The sequence below is a fragment of the Paenibacillus sp. FSL F4-0087 genome (assembly GCF_038020215.1).
Classification (GTDB): Bacteria; Bacillota; Bacilli; order Paenibacillales; family Paenibacillaceae; genus Paenibacillus; species Paenibacillus taichungensis.
In genome coordinates this window covers 6,497,697-6,514,521 of sequence record NZ_JBBODJ010000001.1, presented here as the reverse complement: position 1 = coordinate 6,514,521, position 16,825 = coordinate 6,497,697, and the positions used below count along the sequence as shown (strand labels likewise).

Below are 16,825 nucleotides of genomic sequence, written 5' to 3'. Positions count from 1 at the left end.
AGATGTTCATTAATATATCAATATTTGTTTTTGTACAAGATCAGATCGCATCATAGATATCATAACAACAGTTGGGGGGATGAATGATGCAACGTTTATGGACAAAGTCATTTATTCTAATGACGCTGGGTTTGCTTTTTTTATTTACTGCATTTTATATGCTGTATCCCACACTGCCGCTCTTCATTAAAGAGATGGGTGGCAATGAAAAACAGGTGGGCTTGGCCATGGGAGCTTTAATGTTATCTTCCGTCGTCCTTCGTCCTTTTGTCGGTGGACTACTGGATCGGTTTGGCAGACGTCCGTTTATGATCGGTGGTTTGCTTTTATTTATATTGGCGATGTACATGTACAACTGGGTTGGTGGAATTATCATGCTGATTGGACTTCGTATCGTGCATGGAATGAGCTGGGCTGTATCCACAACGTCCATGATGACAGCTGTGACTGACATGATTCCCTCCGCTCGGCGCGGGGAAGGTATGGGGTGGTTTAGCACCTCCATGACGCTGGCAATGGCGGTTGGCCCCATGATTGGTCTGGGGATTATGCAAGGCACATCATATCAGACGATGTTTCTCTTTGCTGTTGGTTTGTCCGTCGTGGCCCTGCTTTTGACGCTGGGAGCTAAAATGCCATTTCAACCACATACGGACAGAAAGAAAATCCAAATCTTCGAAAAATCAGTTTTGCCTGTGATGGCGCCAATCTTTTTTCTTTTCATTGCATATGGGGGAATTACTACATTTGTACCCTTGTTTGCGGAGCAGATCAAAGTCAATTCTGGCACATTCTTTCTGGTTTATGCTGCGACACTTGCGCTATCCCGGCCCATTGCGGGAAAGCTGTCCGATAAGAAAGGAGAGACAGCAGTCATTCTCCCGGCGCTTATCATTACGATCATTGCTTTGATTGTGCTTAGCTTTGCAACCACCTTACTTGGCGTGCTCGCTTCAGCAGTTCTGTACGGGATCGGCTTTGGTTCCGCTCAGCCAGCTCTTCAGGCCATAACGCTTCGCCTCGCTCCCGAGGATCGGAAAGGGGCGGCCAATGCTTTCTTTTCAACGGCGACTGATCTCGGTATCGGACTGGGTGCCATGGCCCTGGGTCTGGTATCCGAATACATGAGCTATCACATATTGTTTATGGTTAGTGCTTTGTCGGTCCTGGTTTCTTTTCTGCTTTTCATGATCTACGTAAGACGGTTGTTGAAAATCAAGCAGACGTTGCCTGCCAAAACGAGTGATTCCGTCTCACTGTAGTTGAATGGTAGTGTGTTAAATCAGATTTGTAGTATAATTTGTGCAGTTAAGAGCAGCAATTATTTCATGATGCGGAGGCTTACTGCATGTTCATTAGAGAGATAGAGGAAAAAGATAATCAAGAAGTAGAGTCTTTAATTCGAAGTTGTTTGATCGAATTCGGGGCCAATAAGTCAGGAACAGCGTGGGCTGACCCGAATCTGGGCGATTTTTATCATCTTTATCAGCGCGAGGGCTCCAGGTATTGGGTGGTTGAGCATAACTCCACCGTTGTAGCTGGCTGCGGTATCGGACCCGTGGAGGGATTTTCACATATTTGTGAATTGCAGAAGATGTATGCCTTAAAAGAAGCACGAGGCACCGGAATCTCATATGAATTGCTTCAGATTTCCCTTGATTTTGCTAAAGAACACTATGAACAATGTTATCTTGAGACGCTTAACAACATGGTCGCAGCCAACAAGTTCTATATCAAGAACGGTTTTATTCCATTAGATGAACCGTTAAATGCAACAGAGCATTTCGCTTGTGATGCATGGTATATCAAAACATTATAATATTCACACCTCACGATGCACCAAAAGCCTAGTTCTAGCGGCAGATTGCCGACGTTGAATAGGCTTTTTTTGCATTTTATATATCCATATATGTTAAAGAAACGTCAAACAGAGCTGCTCCACAATGCGGTCGGGAGAGTTGCCGCGCACGTTTTTTTGAAACAGATATGAATCATTACTCATGGCGGTCAGGAGCATGTCCGTTTTGAACAAGCTGATGGCCTGCGATTCGCCATTCCCTGTTGCCATCTCTTCGAATAATCCGAATAGCTGTTGATGCAATTGCTCATAAAGAGGACTTGAGGTTCTGGACTCTGATCCTTGATATACCTCATTCTCGATACCTGAGAGCAGCTCCGCATTTTTTTCTCTAAACTGGATAAACAACGTCAGCAGACCCCGCAATCGCTCAGATGGTGGATGCTGTGCATTCTCCTGCAAGTATATTTCTACTTCCTCGAAGAACAGCGTTGCGTTATCTTTGATCAAGTCCATACATAACTCACTTTTATTGCGGTATCGGCGGTATAAGGTACCCGCTCCAATCTGCGCTTCGGAAGCGATCTGATTCATGCTGACCCGCTCCACGCCGTGCAGCTCGAATAATTTGCTAGCTACATCCAAGATACGTTGGCGATTCTCGGCAGCATCCCGGCGCTCCGAACGAGAGGTTGTATTGGTTTTATCCACTATCTGTCACTTCCTATCCTTAGACGTCCAAAATTTGACAAGGGGAGAACCCTCCGTTTAATATCAAGAAGAGATTAAGCGGAGAGTTCTCCCTTTAATCTTAATCAAAATGAGAGGGATGTGCAACCCATGGAGAGTCATCATAACCAAGCTGCACTTCTGGTCATGGATATGCAGAACATCATTGTTTCGCATTATGCGAAGCACGAGGATGCACTGCTCCCATTTCAGAAAGCGATAGAAGCAGCTCGCAGACATAACGTACCTGTGATTTTTGTGAAGGTTGGTCATCGCCAGGATTCCCCTCCAATCAGTGAGCGTAACAAATTGTTTGGAAAAAAGTCGAGCCGTGGTGGAGAGAACGCGGCCAATCCGGCAATGAAAGTGGCAATGGACATTCACGAATCGGTACAGCCACTCCCAGGAGAGCTCATTGTGGACAAGTTCCGCGTCAGTGGATTCTCGGAAAGCAACCTGGAGACCATTCTTCAATCCCATGGCATTAATACACTTATTCTTAGCGGTATCGCAACAAGCGGAGTAGTGCTGTCTACCTTATGTGAGGCAGCGGATAAGGATTATGCGTTGACTGTACTTTCTGATGCATGTCTGGATAGGGACCCGGAAGTTCATCGAGTTCTCGTAGAGAGCGTATTCCCCCAACAAGCTGATGTGCTGGCTGTAGATGATTGGATAAATGCATTAATGTAAACCAATAAAATGGTCGAAGCGAAAGGATGGTTATGATGAGTGAGCCAGATCTTAATGTTTCACAAAAAGCAGCGCTGAGCCTGTTTAGTGGAGATAGTGGTAAAGACCCGTTTTCACTGATCAAGCAGTTGCGTGACACAGGCCCTGTTATTCCAGTATCTTTGCCAATGGGGGGTACAGATCGCGGGCAGTGGTTGGTCACACGAATGGAAGAAGCGTCACAAGTACTCAAAGATCATGCCCACTTCACGGTAGACCCACTCTCCATCGACGGAAATGAGAATATCCTGAAAGCCTATGTGGAAAACATAGATCCAGATGCTCCTCCAACGTTCTTTACCGGAAAATCCATGCTCTCTGTAGATGATCCTGATCATCGGAGATTACGCCGACTGGTCTCCAAAGCCTTTACCCCAAAATATATGGAAAGTCTTCGCCCACGTGTGCAGCAGATCGCTGATGAATTACTGGATCAGGTTCAAGCCCAGGGCGAGATGGATTTGGTCAAGGACTACGCCTATCCCTTACCGATTCATGTGATATCCGATATGCTGGGAGTACCTAAAGCGGATCGCCTGCAGATCCAGACTTGGTCCTCCGCGATTGCACACGGTCTGGGTCTCGGAGTGCGCGAACCGGGAGTGGAGGAGCATCTCAAAGCTTTTGGTGACTATACAGCACAACTGGTAGCTGAGAAACGCAAACATCCTGCAGATGATTTGATCAGCCAATTGATTGCTATAGAAGAAGAGGGCGATCGACTCAGTGAGCCAGAACTGCTATCCATGATTACGTTATTGATCTTTGCTGGCCATGAGACGACATCCAATCTGATTGCTACGGGTGCAATGATGTTGTTGGATCATCCTGAACAATTGGAGAAGCTCAAGGCTGATCTTAGTCTGGCACCTTCTGCTGTAGAGGAATTACTGCGTTTTAACGGGCCTGCAACCATTGCCGGACCTCGTTTTGCAACTCAGGATTTAGAGCTGGCAGGTCAACAGATCAAAAAGGGAGATATGGTCATCCCCGTGCTGAAATCAGCCAATCGGGATGAACATCAATTTGAACAGTCAGAGGATCTGGATGTTGCCCGTCATATTAATCGTCATCTGGCTTTTGGCCATGGCATTCATTCCTGCTTGGGAGCTCCACTTGCTCGTGTGGAGGGAGATATCGCCTTTACAACCTTGTTAAAACGCATGCCTAATCTGCGACTTAATATTCCTCGGGAAAACATTGAGTGGCATTTGGCGTTAAGTTCACAGAGCTTGGCTGCCTTGCCTGTCGCATTTTAGCAGCAAGAGTAGAGCTAAGCCTGTATTGGCAAGAAAAAAATATGTACTCCAAAAAATCCGCCATGTTTGGCGGATTTCTTGTGTTAAGCTATTAGTTTCATTACGATTAGATAAAATCAACAATTTCAGTATCTGTTTGCAGGATCTGATTGGGGAAAACACGAATTAAATTCCTCACATCATCTCGATCTTGTTGCTATAAGTTTTTTCATCGAAGGAGGTAAATGATGAAAACATTTTCCAAGATAAGCATTGGCATCGTACTACTGATCTATGCTGCGCTCATCAGTATCTGTATTTATCAAGGAAACTTAAGTATGACAACGTTAGTGTGGATAACGGCCATTTCTGCGGGGATTATTGGCATTTTAGTTGGTTTACCGATATGGTTTGCGCACATTAACCGGAAATTGTATGAAAAACTAAGAAGAATGATGAAGTAAAAAGCAATTTGATACAAAATAAATGATTTGTTACAATATTATCGACTGAATTAAACTTTACGTTTAAATTTCTTGTTTCATAAATACATAAGAGGTGGTGAACGAATGCTTGAGCTGAGTTTTGATAATCCAGATGAGCTGGTCACGGTCACGCATGCGTTATCGACTCGATCCAGAGTGGATATTCTCCGACTACTGATCTCCCAAAACCTGAATATCGTTGAAATCGCGGAAGCTCTCAAGCTTCCCGTATCCACGGTAGCCAGCAACATCAAGGTTTTGGAAGCAGCAAGGTTGATTAATACAGAACTGCTGCCTGCTTCTCGCGGGGCGATGAAAGTATGCAGCCGCAATTACGATGATATTCATATTGCTCTTAATCTGGAGAAAGCAATTCCCAAAGGCGACATCCAGGTTTACGAAGTCGATATGCCTATCGGTCATTATAGTGATTGTGAAGTGTCACCCACTTGCGGTATGGCGAATGGCGAGGGCATGATCATTCGAGAGGATGAACCTTCAAGCTTTTATCATCCGAAGCATGTCGGAGCGCAGATTATGTGGTTTCGTAAGGGATATGTCGAATATTTAATGCCACTGGAGATTCCGGCTGAAGCGGTCATCGAATCGCTGGAACTGTCCATGGAGATATGTTCTGAAGCACCAAACTATGATCATAATTGGCCTTCCGATATCTCCGTATGGATTAACGGTGTGGAAATTGGCATGTGGACATGTCCTGGTGACTTTGGAGATCGGCGCGGCAAGCTCAACCCGGCATGGTGGTTTGAATGGTCAACACAGTATGGTTTATTAAAGACATGGCGGGTGGACAAAAATAAGACGACGCTGGATATGGAGAAAATTTCAGCAGTTGATCTGGCTCAGCTTAACCTTCAAAACAGCCATAAGTTAAGGGTGCGAATAGGTATTAAACCGGATGCAGTTCATCAAGGAGGCGTAAATCTCTTTGGGCGACAATTTGGAGATTATGACCAAAATATTAAGATGACTGTACATTATGCCATTCATTAGAATGAGATGAGGAAGATAGGCCTTGGTTGCAGATATTATGTAACTAAGGTCTTTTTTTATTTAATAATTACATTAAATATGTTTGAAAGCGTTGACAAGATAGAAACTCCCTTATATAATCCCCTATAGATACAGTAATAATGTAATAAAACAATTATATCGTTTGTATCTACAAATTAGAGTAAAGGGGATACTCGCATGAAAAAGAAGATCGGCAGGTTAGCACTGATATTATTGCTCTCATTCTCAACCGTTTTAAGTGCATGTAGCGGAGGCAGTAATGAGGCGGGTGAGAGTGGCTCTGGTGATGGAAAAGTGACATTGTCCTTCTGGACATTGTTCGATGGTGGTGATGGCGCAAACATGCAGACATTGGTCGATGAATTTAACAAAACCCATCCGGACATTGAAGTGAAGAATACCAAATTGGCCTGGGGCGAGTATTATACGAAGCTCGTAACTGCTGTGGGTAACGGCAATGGACCCGATATTGGGATTTCCCATTCCTCCAGACTGCCCGATCTGATCAATCAGGGGGTTGTCACAGAGCTTGATACTCCGGCTACGGATGCAGGTGTGGACTGGAGCACTTATAACCAGAATCTCTTGGATGCGGTTACTGTAGAAGGTCAACATTATGCAGTCCCCATTGACACGCATCCCTTTATTATGTTCTACAACAAAAAATTGCTAAAAGATGCAGGTTTGCTTGGTGAAGACGGAAAACCGATTCTGGAGCAATCGGCTGACGGGTTTGTGAGTTTCCTTCAAACTTTAAAGGAGAAGTTGCCTGCCAAAACGACCCCGTTTGCATTGTCCAATAATAATGATGACCCTTACCGCCTGTGGTGGTCGCTGTACTCCCAGTTGGGTGGTAACGACGTGGTGTCGGACGATCTGAAGTCCGCAGCCATTGATAAAGAGAAAGGCATCAAAGCCGCTGACTACATCCAGAAGCTTTATACCGAAGGTTATATCAAGAAAAATGATCCGGACTTCTATAAAAATTTTCAAAGTGGAACAGCCGCTATTATCATGACAGGGGTTTGGACGACAGGAACGTGGGAATCCACCAAAGGACTTGAGTTTGGAGCTATGCCAATTCCGAAATTCTACGACCAGGAAGCAACATGGGGAGATTCCCATACTATTGTTTTACCACTGACTAAGGATGAGGACCCAGCTAAGCGCAAAGCGGCGATGGTTTTTGCCGACTGGGTTGCTGACAATGGTCAGGTCTGGGCCAAAGCCGGACATATTCCATCCAAGCCATCCGTGCTGGAGAAACAGGAATTCAAGGATCTGCCATACCGCAGTGATTATTCCGAAGTGGCAAGTGTAGTTAAATTCAGCAAACATTCCACCAAAAATGCACAAATCCGCGATGAAGCTGCCTTTAAATTTCTGAATGAAGTATGGATGAACAAAATGACGCCAGCAGATGCAATGAACAACATGGAGACAGCCATTCAGAAAATAGTGAGCGAATAGAAGGAAGACGGGTCACGCAAGCCTGCGTAATCACCATCTCTAGACAAGAAATCGCCGGCTTGCGTGCCAATCAAAGGGGAGACGCATATGAAGATCAAAAAAATGAGAGCGGATATGCAAGCGTTGGTATTTCTGCTTCCATTCTTAATTATTTATGGTTTATTTACGATCTGGCCCATGATTAAAGGTGTGGAGATGACCTTCTACAAATGGACGCTGATCAAGAAAATGGATTTTGTTGGCCTGGATAACTTCCGAAAAGTTTTTCAGGACAGAGAGGTTTGGGAAGCGATCTGGCATTCAACCTTCTTTGTTTTCTTGAGTACACCGACCATGATTATACTCGCGATTCTGCTGGCTTTAATTGCCAATCGAAAATCGTCTTTACAAAAGTTCTACCGCATCATCTTCTTTATACCAAGCGTACTCTCCGTTGCCGTCGCAGCTTATCTGGGTTTATTCGTATTTCAGCCTTATACGGGATTCGTCAATTCCGTCCTGCATCTTGTCAGGTTATTGCCTCAAAATTCCGAAATATTCTGGCTGACGGAAACGGGGCTCGCCTGGGTCGTTATTACCGTAATTACCTTGTGGTGGACAGTCGGATTTAACTTTATTTTGTATCTTTCCGCCATGCAGGAAATACCGGATGAAATTTATGAAGCAGCAAGGCTGGATGGTGCGAGTGATACACAAATATTTTGGAGGATTACACTTCCTTATCTGAAGCCACTGACCAAAACCATTACCATGTTGCAGATTATCGCTTCCTACAAGGTCTTTATGCAGATTTATGTCATTACAGGCGGGGGACCGCTGGATCAGACACGTCCGATTATCCAGTTAATCTATCAGACGGGATTCAAGAACAATAACCTGGGCTATGCCGCAACGATGTCCTACATTTTATTCGTGATCCTGCTGGTGCTGTCGGCGCTGCAATACTGGATGACTAACCGGAAAGGGGCGGAATACTGATGAAATGGTTATATCGCACAGGTTCTGCGTTGATGGCGGTTATGTTTGCGGCCCCACTTGTGTGGATGCTGATGGTCTCCATCAAAGAAGAAGGCATGAAGATCATTACGGTCCTGGACTGGTTTAAACCGCCATACTCACTTGCCGTCTATAACGAAATTCTGACAACGACAAAGCTATCACAGTGGGTGGTTAACAGTTTGTTCGTCGCTGTAGTTGTAACAGTACTAACTGTGATTTTCGCGGCGATGGCTGGATTTGCTCTGTCCAAAGTACCGTTTCGTTTCCGTACATTTGTTTTTTTCTTCATTCTTGGCGGGCTGCTGATTCCGGGTGAAGCAACCATTATTCCACTTTATCAGGTAGCCAAGGATTTGCATTTGCTGAACTCATACAGTGGATTGATTATTCCTGCTTTGGCTTCACCTGTAGCTGTCATCGTGCTCAAAAGCTTCTTCGATGGGGTTCCGAATGATCTGCTGGAGAGTGTGCAAATTGACGGTGGAGGCTTTTGGCGAATCTTTACCAGCATCATGCTGCCTTTGACACGTCCGGCCATGGCATCGATGGCGATTCTGACATTTATCGGTTCGTGGAACAATTTCCTATGGCCATTCCTTTCCATAACCGATGATAATCTGTTTACGCTGCCAATGGGTATCCCAACGCTAATGGGTCAGTATTCAGAAGATTACGTTAAACCAATGGTTATCAATGCAGTGGCTTCTGTTCCCATCATTATATTGTTTATCATTTTTGAGAAACAGATTGTTAAAGGAATCAGCATGTCCGGTATTAAGGGTTAACACTTTTTCAGGCCTATGAGCCAAATACAGAGGAGATCGGAGAGAACAAGATGACAACTAAATTTTACAACAAGGATTATCCAAGGCCGCAATTTGTACGCAATGAGTGGTTGGATTTGAATGGAGAATGGGATTTTAGTTTTGATGACAATCAGGTGGGTGAAAGCGAGCAGTGGTACGACCAGAATCAGTTTCCGGAAGGGACGAAAATCAAGGTTCCCTTCACGTATGAGACCCAAGCGAGCGGTATCGGAATCGAGACATTTCATCCTCTGATCTGGTACCGCAGAAGTGTTCAGATTCCCCAGGAAGCAAAAGGAAAACGGAGCATTCTACATTTTCAGGGAGTGGATTATCACGCAAAATGTTGGGTGAACGGAACGGTTGTTGGTGAACATGAAGGAGGGTACGCAGCGTTTTCATTCGACATTACCCCTTATGTCACTTACGGTTCGGAGAATAACATTGTGCTTGAAGTAGAAGACAGTCAGAGCGCGATGCAGCCTCGGGGGAAACAACGCTGGGTGGATGACAATTTTGAATGTTTTTATGTGCAAAGCACCGGGATATGGAAAAGTGTTTGGCTGGAGCATGTGAGCGAAGCAAGGGTTGAAGCAGTTAAGATGACACCGGATATCGATCGTCATATGATTCGTGTGGACTTTCAATTGAATGGGATTGAAGGCAAGAACAACTTGCGTTTGGAGACACGGATTGAGCTGAAGGGTCAGCATGTGCAAACTATTAGCCTATCTCCAGACAGACCCTGGATGACCGTGGAAGCTAGTGTCAAACATGAAGCAGGCGGTCCGTGGAAACAGTCGTTATGGTCACCGGGCTCACCGAACCTGTACGATATCGAGTTTGTGATGTATGAAGATGAGAAAGAAATTGATCGGGTTCATTCCTATTTTGGTATGCGAAAAATATCGATTGAAAATGGGCAGATTCTACTGAACAATGCTCCGTTGTACCAAAGAATGATTCTGGATCAGGGCTATTGGACAGAGAGCCATTTGACCCCACCTTCAGTGGAAGCGCTGATTGAGGATATCGATAAAATTGCCGAGATGGGATATAACGGAATCCGTAAACATATGAAACTGGAAGATCCACGCTTTTTGTATTGGTGTGATGTAAAAGGCATGTTGGTCTGGTCTGAGATGGCAGCAACCTTCGAGTTTAATGATGAGGCAGTGAGCCGATTCACCAAAGAATGGCTTGAAATTGTACCTCAGCAATACAATCATCCCAGCATCATTACCTGGGTGCCATTTAATGAATCGTGGGGAATACCGACGATTGGTCACGAGGTAAGGCAGCAGCAATTCACGCAATCCATTTACCATCTCACCAAAGCCATTGATCCGTATCGTCCGGTCATTACCAACGACGGATGGGAGCATACGGTATCGGATATTTTGACAATCCATGATTATGTGGAGACGGGAGAAGCCTTTCTGGAACGGTATCAGGATAAGGACTTGATCGTAAATAACAAGATTGCTTCCAATCGATGGAAGTTTGCATTTGCTGAAGGTTACCACTATAAAGGACAACCCATTATCATCAGTGAATTCGGCGGTATTGCTTTCCAATCGGATAAAGGCTGGGGTTATGGCAATCAGGTGGACTCGGTTGAAGCCTTTATTGAACGTTTCCGTTCCATCACCGAAGCGATCAAAGCCATTCCCTATATCTCGGGCTATTGTTATACACAGGTCACCGATGTGCAGCAGGAGATTAATGGTCTGTTGACGGAAGACCGTAAACCGAAAGTGCCACTGGAAGTGATTCGTAAAATTAATCTGGGGTGACAGGAGAGCTGAACATCATGCTGCGACAGGATTATCCAAGGCCTCAATTTGTACGTAAAGATTGGCTGAGTTTGAATGGGGAATGGGAATTTGAATTCGATGATGATAACAAGGGACGTTCGGAAAAATGGAGTGAGGGCAAGAAAGCATTCAGCCGCCGAATCCAAGTGCCATTTGCTTTTCAAAGTCAACTTAGTGGCATTGCAGATCCGGAATTCCACGATAATGTATGGTACAAACGAACCTTTGACATTCCGGAGAGCTTCACTGGCAAACGTCTGCTGCTGCACTTCGGAGCCGTGGACTATGAAGCCTCTGTCTGGGTCAATGGACAGCTTGTGGTTCGGCATGAAGGGGGACACACCCCTTTTCATGCCGACATTACGGATGCTTTGCTGGAAGGAAACAATACGCTGACCGTACAAGCGATAGATTATAGCAGGGATGTAACATTACCGCGCGGGAAGCAGTTCTGGCAGGAGCAATCTGCCCAAATTTTCTATACCCGAACAACTGGAATATGGCAATCGGTGTGGCTCGAAGCTGTCGCACCCGTTCATCTGCAGAAGGTGCGCCTGACTCCCGATGTTGATCGCAACGAGATCGAAGTTACTGCTCATCTTCAGAGGGAGCAAACAGAACCAAGGGATTGGCACGCACAGGATGTCAGGCTCCGTGTACAAATTGCCTATCAAGGAGAGCAGCTGTCTGAGGATGAATATCGGATTAGCGGCAGGACAGAGACCCGTACCATCGGGCTCCACACCTTTAACGAGCATGGCCTTGGCAGGCTGTGGTCACCAGAGCAGCCCAATCTGTATGACATTCATTTTACTGTATTGGTGGATGGTGTGCCTGTCGATGAGGTAGATAGTTATTTCGGCATGCGCAAAATCTCTATTGAACAAGGTAAGCTGTTTCTGAATAACCGACCTTATTATATGAAGCTTGTTCTGGATCAAGGGTATTTCCCGGATGGAAATCTGACTCCACCGAGTGACGAGGCCATCCGGCGTGATGTGGAATTAACGAAGGAACTGGGGTTTAACGGCGCCAGAAAACACCAGAAGATTGAAGATCCGAGATATCTGTACTGGTGTGATAAGCTGGGACTGCTGGTGTGGGGAGAGATGGCGAATGCGTACGATTTCTCGGATCAATACGTCGCCCAGATAACAAGGGAATGGCAGGAGGCGCTGGAAAGGGACTACAACCATCCATGTGTTGTGGTCTGGGTACCTCTTAATGAAAGCTGGGGTGTTCCGAACATCCTGACCAGCAAGGAACAGCAGTATCATGCCTTGTCGATGTATTATTTGACCAAGTCACTGGATTCTACCCGTCTGGTCATTTCCAATGATGGCTGGGAGATGGTTCAGACCGACTTGTATAACATCCATGATTATGAATGGAGAAGAGAGGTTCTGGAGGAACGCTACCGCACTCGTGAAAATGCGGTAAAAGCCCTTCCGGGCAGTCGAAAGCTTAGCGTGGGTAACTATCGTTATGAAGGACAGCCCGTTTTAATTACCGAATTCGGTGGAATCGGGTATAAGAAAAGTGACTGGGAAGGCTGGGGTTACTCCGGAGCGGAAAATGACGAAGATTTTGCACAGCGATTGCATGCCGTAGTACAGCCACTATTGGATTCTCCAGTAGTAGAAGGATTTTGTTACACCCAGCTGACGGACGTGGAACAGGAAATTAACGGTCTGCTGACGTATGACCGACAGCCCAAGATGCCGATGGAACAGATTCGGGCAATTATTGAAGGACATTATCCATCGTCGGCTGGCGAATAAGGAGGGGAATACGTGTTGAATACAAAGGAGACAAGTAGATCCTGGGAAGGCGAATTTCAAGGGGAAAAGGCCATTTACCTTCGCTTTGGTTCCAGTGAGGCTGTTATGCTGCCGGAGATCGGTGGTAATCTTGTCGCTTATCGTGATCTTGAGCGGGGGCTTCGCTTCCTTCATGAACCGTCACCAGAAGAGATGGATTCATTCAAGGCAAAACCCATGATTCACGGGATTCCCGTTCTGTTTCCGCCAAATCGCTATGAGGACGGGCGGTTTGCCTGGAACGGGCAGACGCTTCAGTTTCCGGTCAATGAGGAAACCACAGGCAATCATTTGCATGGATTTTTGTATAATACGCCCTGGGTTGTGGATGAGTATGGACATACCGAGAATGAAAGCCATGTCTCGGTGTCCATAACTGTTGATGAAACTCATCCGATATACGTATACTTTCCTTTTCAATTCAGTATTACATTACGCTACTCGCTGAGTAGTGATGGACTCATGCAGCATGTCCGCATTCGCAATCATGGAAGCTCCAGCATGCCGTGCCTGATCGCTTTTCATACCTCAATTAACGCTCCCTTTAATCCGGGAGGATCGGCTCGTGATTACAAGCTCAAGTTGACAATTGGAGACAGATGGGAATTGAATCAACGTATGCTGCCAACGACCTGTTTTCAGCCCTTGATTCAGGAGGAAGAGCAGATGCGTGACTCCGGGGTATATCCGTTCTTTGCAGAAATGGATAATCACTACACTGCTGTACCGCAAAACGGGAGAAACCGGATGGAGCTTCAGGATACGAAGGTTGGAATGACATTGGTTTACGATGTGGGAACTTCATATAAACAATGGATGATCTGGAACAATAATGCGGAAGAAGGTTTTTTCTGTCCCGAACCGCAGATCAATCTTGTGAATGCACCAAATCTGGATATGCAGGCCGAGAAAGCTGGATTATTTAGTCTGCATCCGGGAGAAATCTGGGAGGAAACGAGTAGATTGTATCTGCGTCATTCGTAAAAATAAAGATGAAGGGGAGCAGCCAGGACAGCTAATGCTGTGATCGCTGCTCCTTTTAAAAACCAATGAATGCAGTGAATTCAGCCTGTCGTCGCCACACTGAATTTAAAATAAGATAATGCCTGCTGCTCCAGCCACACTGAGAATCAGAAGGGGATGAAGCTTGTACTTTAGCAGGAGAAACAAACAAACTCCGCTAATAAGTAGTGTCGCGATCCATACCCAGCTTATACCTGCCTCTTCAGTTGGATATCCAAAATGAATGGCAGCATAGATAATGAGTCCCGTCGTTACAGGGCGCAAGCCATATAAAGAGGACTTTACCCATGAGTTGTCGTGCATCCGATAAAATAAGGCGGAGAGTAGCACAATTACGACGAGTGAAGGCAAAATCATACCTGCAGTAGAGACAGCGGCTCCGATATAACCTGCCGTCCGATAGCCAATCAACGTTGCGGCATTGGTTGCAATCGAGCCGGGCGCCATACCGGCCAGTGCTACGGTTTGTTGGAATTCAGCGCTTGTGAGCCATCCTTTTTCCGTTACCTCGTGTTGAATGATCGGAATAACGGCGTAACCGCCACCAAATGAAACGAGGCCTACACGTATAAACATCATGAACAGGTCCCAGTACATCTCAATCGCTCCGATTCGTCTTACTTAAATGTAATATTCCAGTTCCGGATAGCTGCCTGTTACAGACTTCTTCTCCATTTTCACTTGAAGGCCCAGTCGTTTTTTGATCCGAATCACGGCCATGCCGCATATCAATCCCGAAATAATAAGATAGAGGGGATGGATTCCTGCAAACAACAGCACGGCTACGGTCACAATGGCAGCTATTGCTGTTGTTGTATCTAAGATAGAATATCTGGCCGTCCGATAAGCTGCCATGCTAATTAATGCAATAATGCCACCGTTCATTCCTTTTAAAGCAGCTTCAACTTTGGGTTGGTTACGAAATAGGATGGCGAACACGCTGATCAGGATCACAATCAAAAACGTGGGACATGTCACGCCGATGACGGCAGATACAGCTCCCGCAATTCCTGCCTGGCGATGTCCGATCATCGCAGCGGCATTGACGCCAACTCCTCCGGGAGCCGAGCCGGCAAGCGATATAAGCTCACCGATCTCGTCCTCTTGCATCCATTTTTTCTTGTTCACCACTTCGCGTTCAATAATTGGCAGCATCGCATATCCGCCTCCAAAGGTGGAAGGACCGATGCAAAAGAAAGTCCAAAAAAGCTGGATCAGTAACATAAATTGTTCGTTCAGGTTCTTAATGCTACCCTTATCCTTTCCATCACGCATGATGAATTCGAGGCATCGGCATGGACTCCTTGCCAAGCTCAGCCCAGATATATTTGAGCAGAAGCTCAGACTTGAGCTCGGTGTACTCAGGTTCATTCCACAAGTTAAAACGTTCATCAGGATCCTGTTCAAGATCGAAAAGTTCACCATAGGTTTGATTGTAATAGACGGTGATTTTATACCGCTGTTCGACATATGTTTTTTGATGAATCGTCGTGGGTTCGTGTCGAAATTCGCAGAGAGCATGATTACGAGCGGCTTCTTTGGCGCCCAGCCACACTTTCTTCTGATCGATGCCCGTCATGGCATGCGGAATTGCAATGTTGCAAAGAGACAAGAAGGTAGGAGCCAGATCGACCAGCGATTGTATGGCATTTGATTTTTTCGCAGCAGGCACCTCACCAGGGTATCTTACGATAAATGGGATTTTGATAAGATCTTCGTAATGGAATCCACCCTTGGCCTGAAGACCATGCTGTCCAAAGAAATGACCATGATCGGTTGTGAAAACGACGATCGTATCGTCTGCAATACCCAACTCATCCAGCTTATCAAGAATTTTGCCAATATATTTATCCATCATGCTGATCATTCCGTAATACACGCTGACCAGTTTTTTCTTGTCATACTTCGTTAGCCGGGATTTGTCGCCATATTCATAATAATGATGCGAACGGTAACCGTGAATGCCTAAGCCGGTTTCAACCAGATGCTCAAAATTCGGATTATCCTCCTGGGTCAGTTGAAAATGTGGTGGGTTACGATCATGCTCTCCAGGTGTTATAGAGGGAATCGTCAGATCATCGGGGTCATACATGGAATCCCAAGGTTCCGGTACCAGATATTCCGGATGCGGGTCGAAAAAGCTGGCCCACAGAAAAAATGGATCATCATCATGGGTGTATTGCTCCAAAAGTGAATTGGTTCGTTCGGCGATCCAGGTGTTGTAGTGATATTTCTCAGGGATGGGCCACGCATACGTTACGGAAGGGTCCATCGTCCCAGTTGGGGGAAGGAAGTAATCCCTCCAGTTCGTACATCCCTGTTCTTCCAGCCATAGCGCGTAATGCTGACCGACATGCGCTTCATTCGTATGATTACGTGTTAACTCTACGTGGTCAAAGCCGTAAAATGGACCGTGGAAATGTCTCCAGTACTCCAAATCCTGCAGAATGGGATACGCTTCAGACGACGGGTATTCCTCTGTAGATTTTAAAGGCTGAAAATGTGCTTTACCTACTAGGGCAGTGCGGTAACCTGCCTCCTGGAAACTTTCCCCGACGGTATGACGATCTTCAAGCAGTTTTGTGCCTAACGTCCAGGCTCCATGCTGACTGGGGTACATGCCTGTAATAATAGAAGCACGGCTAGGGGTGCAGGTAGGGTTTGGGCAATAAGCCCGATCAAACGTTGTTCCTTGCCGGGCAAGCCGGTCCAGATTGGGCGTGGAAATCTCAGACTGAAAAGCCCCGATTGTGTTCCAGTGCTGCTGGTCACTAGTGATTAGCAAAATGTTAGGTGTTCTCGACAAGTGTAATCGCCTCCTAGTAAGATGATATTGAAAAAAACGAGTTATCAAAATAGCCCGGTGTTATATT

Annotated in this window: 16 protein-coding genes; 12 read left to right on the top strand and 4 right to left on the bottom strand. The window is 45.8% G+C overall.

Features of this window, described 5'->3' with window-relative positions; translation table 11 throughout:
• Positions 1 to 86: 86 nt before the first annotated feature.
• Together MHB84_RS29510 and MHB84_RS29505 are read left to right on the top strand one after the other, a co-directional pair.
• A complete protein-coding gene (locus MHB84_RS29510; protein ID WP_076288447.1) occupies positions 87 to 1,262 on the top strand; it encodes an MFS transporter in 1,176 nt (391 codons plus the stop codon).
• 86 nt (positions 1,263 to 1,348) lie between these two features.
• Positions 1,349 to 1,819 (top strand): GNAT family N-acetyltransferase, encoded by a 471-nt coding sequence (locus tag MHB84_RS29505; protein ID WP_076288448.1) that lies wholly within the window; start codon positions 1,349 to 1,351, stop codon positions 1,817 to 1,819.
• Between the two features lie 93 nt (positions 1,820 to 1,912).
• Here MHB84_RS29505 and MHB84_RS29500 read toward each other — a convergent pair whose 3' ends face one another.
• Positions 1,913 to 2,509, bottom strand: a complete 597-nt coding sequence (locus tag MHB84_RS29500) for a TetR/AcrR family transcriptional regulator (RefSeq protein WP_240321389.1) — start codon at positions 2,507 to 2,509, stop codon at positions 1,913 to 1,915.
• A 129-nt stretch (positions 2,510 to 2,638) separates the two neighbouring features.
• On the opposite strand from MHB84_RS29500, the gene MHB84_RS29495 reads away from it, so the two are divergent.
• From MHB84_RS29495 to MHB84_RS29450, 10 genes are all read left to right on the top strand, one after another.
• On the top strand, positions 2,639 to 3,220 hold the full coding sequence (locus tag MHB84_RS29495; RefSeq protein ID WP_076288449.1) for a cysteine hydrolase family protein: 582 nt from the start codon (positions 2,639 to 2,641) through the stop codon (positions 3,218 to 3,220).
• Positions 3,221 to 3,255: 35 nt separating this feature from the next.
• Entirely contained in the window at positions 3,256 to 4,518 is a 1,263-nt protein-coding gene (locus tag MHB84_RS29490) for a cytochrome P450 family protein (protein WP_076288450.1), read from the top strand.
• A 227-nt stretch (positions 4,519 to 4,745) separates the two neighbouring features.
• On the top strand, positions 4,746 to 4,961 hold the full coding sequence (locus MHB84_RS29485; RefSeq protein ID WP_076288451.1) for a hypothetical protein: 216 nt from the start codon (positions 4,746 to 4,748) through the stop codon (positions 4,959 to 4,961).
• A 105-nt stretch (positions 4,962 to 5,066) separates the two neighbouring features.
• Positions 5,067 to 5,996 (top strand): ArsR/SmtB family transcription factor, encoded by a 930-nt coding sequence (locus MHB84_RS29480; RefSeq protein ID WP_076288452.1) that lies wholly within the window; start codon positions 5,067 to 5,069, stop codon positions 5,994 to 5,996.
• A 198-nt stretch (positions 5,997 to 6,194) separates the two neighbouring features.
• Positions 6,195 to 7,487 carry an ABC transporter substrate-binding protein gene (locus MHB84_RS29475; RefSeq protein ID WP_076288453.1) on the top strand — a complete coding sequence of 431 codons (1,293 nt, stop codon included), beginning with the start codon at positions 6,195 to 6,197 and terminating at the stop codon, positions 7,485 to 7,487.
• Positions 7,488 to 7,574: 87 nt separating this feature from the next.
• Entirely contained in the window at positions 7,575 to 8,465 is an 891-nt protein-coding gene (locus MHB84_RS29470) for a carbohydrate ABC transporter permease (protein ID WP_076288454.1), read from the top strand.
• The gene (locus tag MHB84_RS29465) at positions 8,465 to 9,271 is read left to right on the top strand and encodes a carbohydrate ABC transporter permease (RefSeq protein WP_062318999.1); all 807 of its coding nucleotides are present in this window, start codon (positions 8,465 to 8,467) and stop codon (positions 9,269 to 9,271) included. The genes MHB84_RS29470 and MHB84_RS29465 overlap by 1 nt, the downstream gene beginning before the upstream one ends.
• A gap of 50 nt (positions 9,272 to 9,321) precedes the next feature.
• Entirely contained in the window at positions 9,322 to 11,088 is a 1,767-nt protein-coding gene (locus MHB84_RS29460) for a glycoside hydrolase family 2 protein (RefSeq protein ID WP_076288455.1), read from the top strand.
• 17 nt (positions 11,089 to 11,105) lie between these two features.
• Positions 11,106 to 12,890 carry a glycoside hydrolase family 2 protein gene (locus MHB84_RS29455; protein WP_076288456.1) on the top strand — a complete coding sequence of 595 codons (1,785 nt, stop codon included), beginning with the start codon at positions 11,106 to 11,108 and terminating at the stop codon, positions 12,888 to 12,890.
• Positions 12,891 to 12,902: 12 nt separating this feature from the next.
• On the top strand, positions 12,903 to 13,913 hold the full coding sequence (locus tag MHB84_RS29450; RefSeq protein WP_256716774.1) for an aldose 1-epimerase: 1,011 nt from the start codon (positions 12,903 to 12,905) through the stop codon (positions 13,911 to 13,913).
• Positions 13,914 to 14,018: 105 nt separating this feature from the next.
• On the opposite strand, the gene MHB84_RS29445 is transcribed toward MHB84_RS29450, so the two are convergent.
• The 3 genes from MHB84_RS29445 to MHB84_RS29435 are packed head-to-tail and all read right to left on the bottom strand — an operon-like array spanning position 14,019 to position 16,758.
• Positions 14,019 to 14,549, bottom strand: coding sequence for a chromate transporter (locus MHB84_RS29445; RefSeq protein ID WP_076288457.1), 531 nt, complete (start codon positions 14,547 to 14,549; stop codon positions 14,019 to 14,021).
• Between the two features lie 24 nt (positions 14,550 to 14,573).
• A complete protein-coding gene (locus MHB84_RS29440; protein WP_076288458.1) occupies positions 14,574 to 15,227 on the bottom strand; it encodes a chromate transporter in 654 nt (217 codons plus the stop codon).
• On the bottom strand, positions 15,220 to 16,758 hold the full coding sequence (locus MHB84_RS29435) for a sulfatase family protein (protein WP_076288459.1): 1,539 nt from the start codon (positions 16,756 to 16,758) through the stop codon (positions 15,220 to 15,222). The genes MHB84_RS29440 and MHB84_RS29435 overlap by 8 nt, the downstream gene beginning before the upstream one ends.
• Positions 16,759 to 16,825 lie beyond the last annotated feature (67 nt).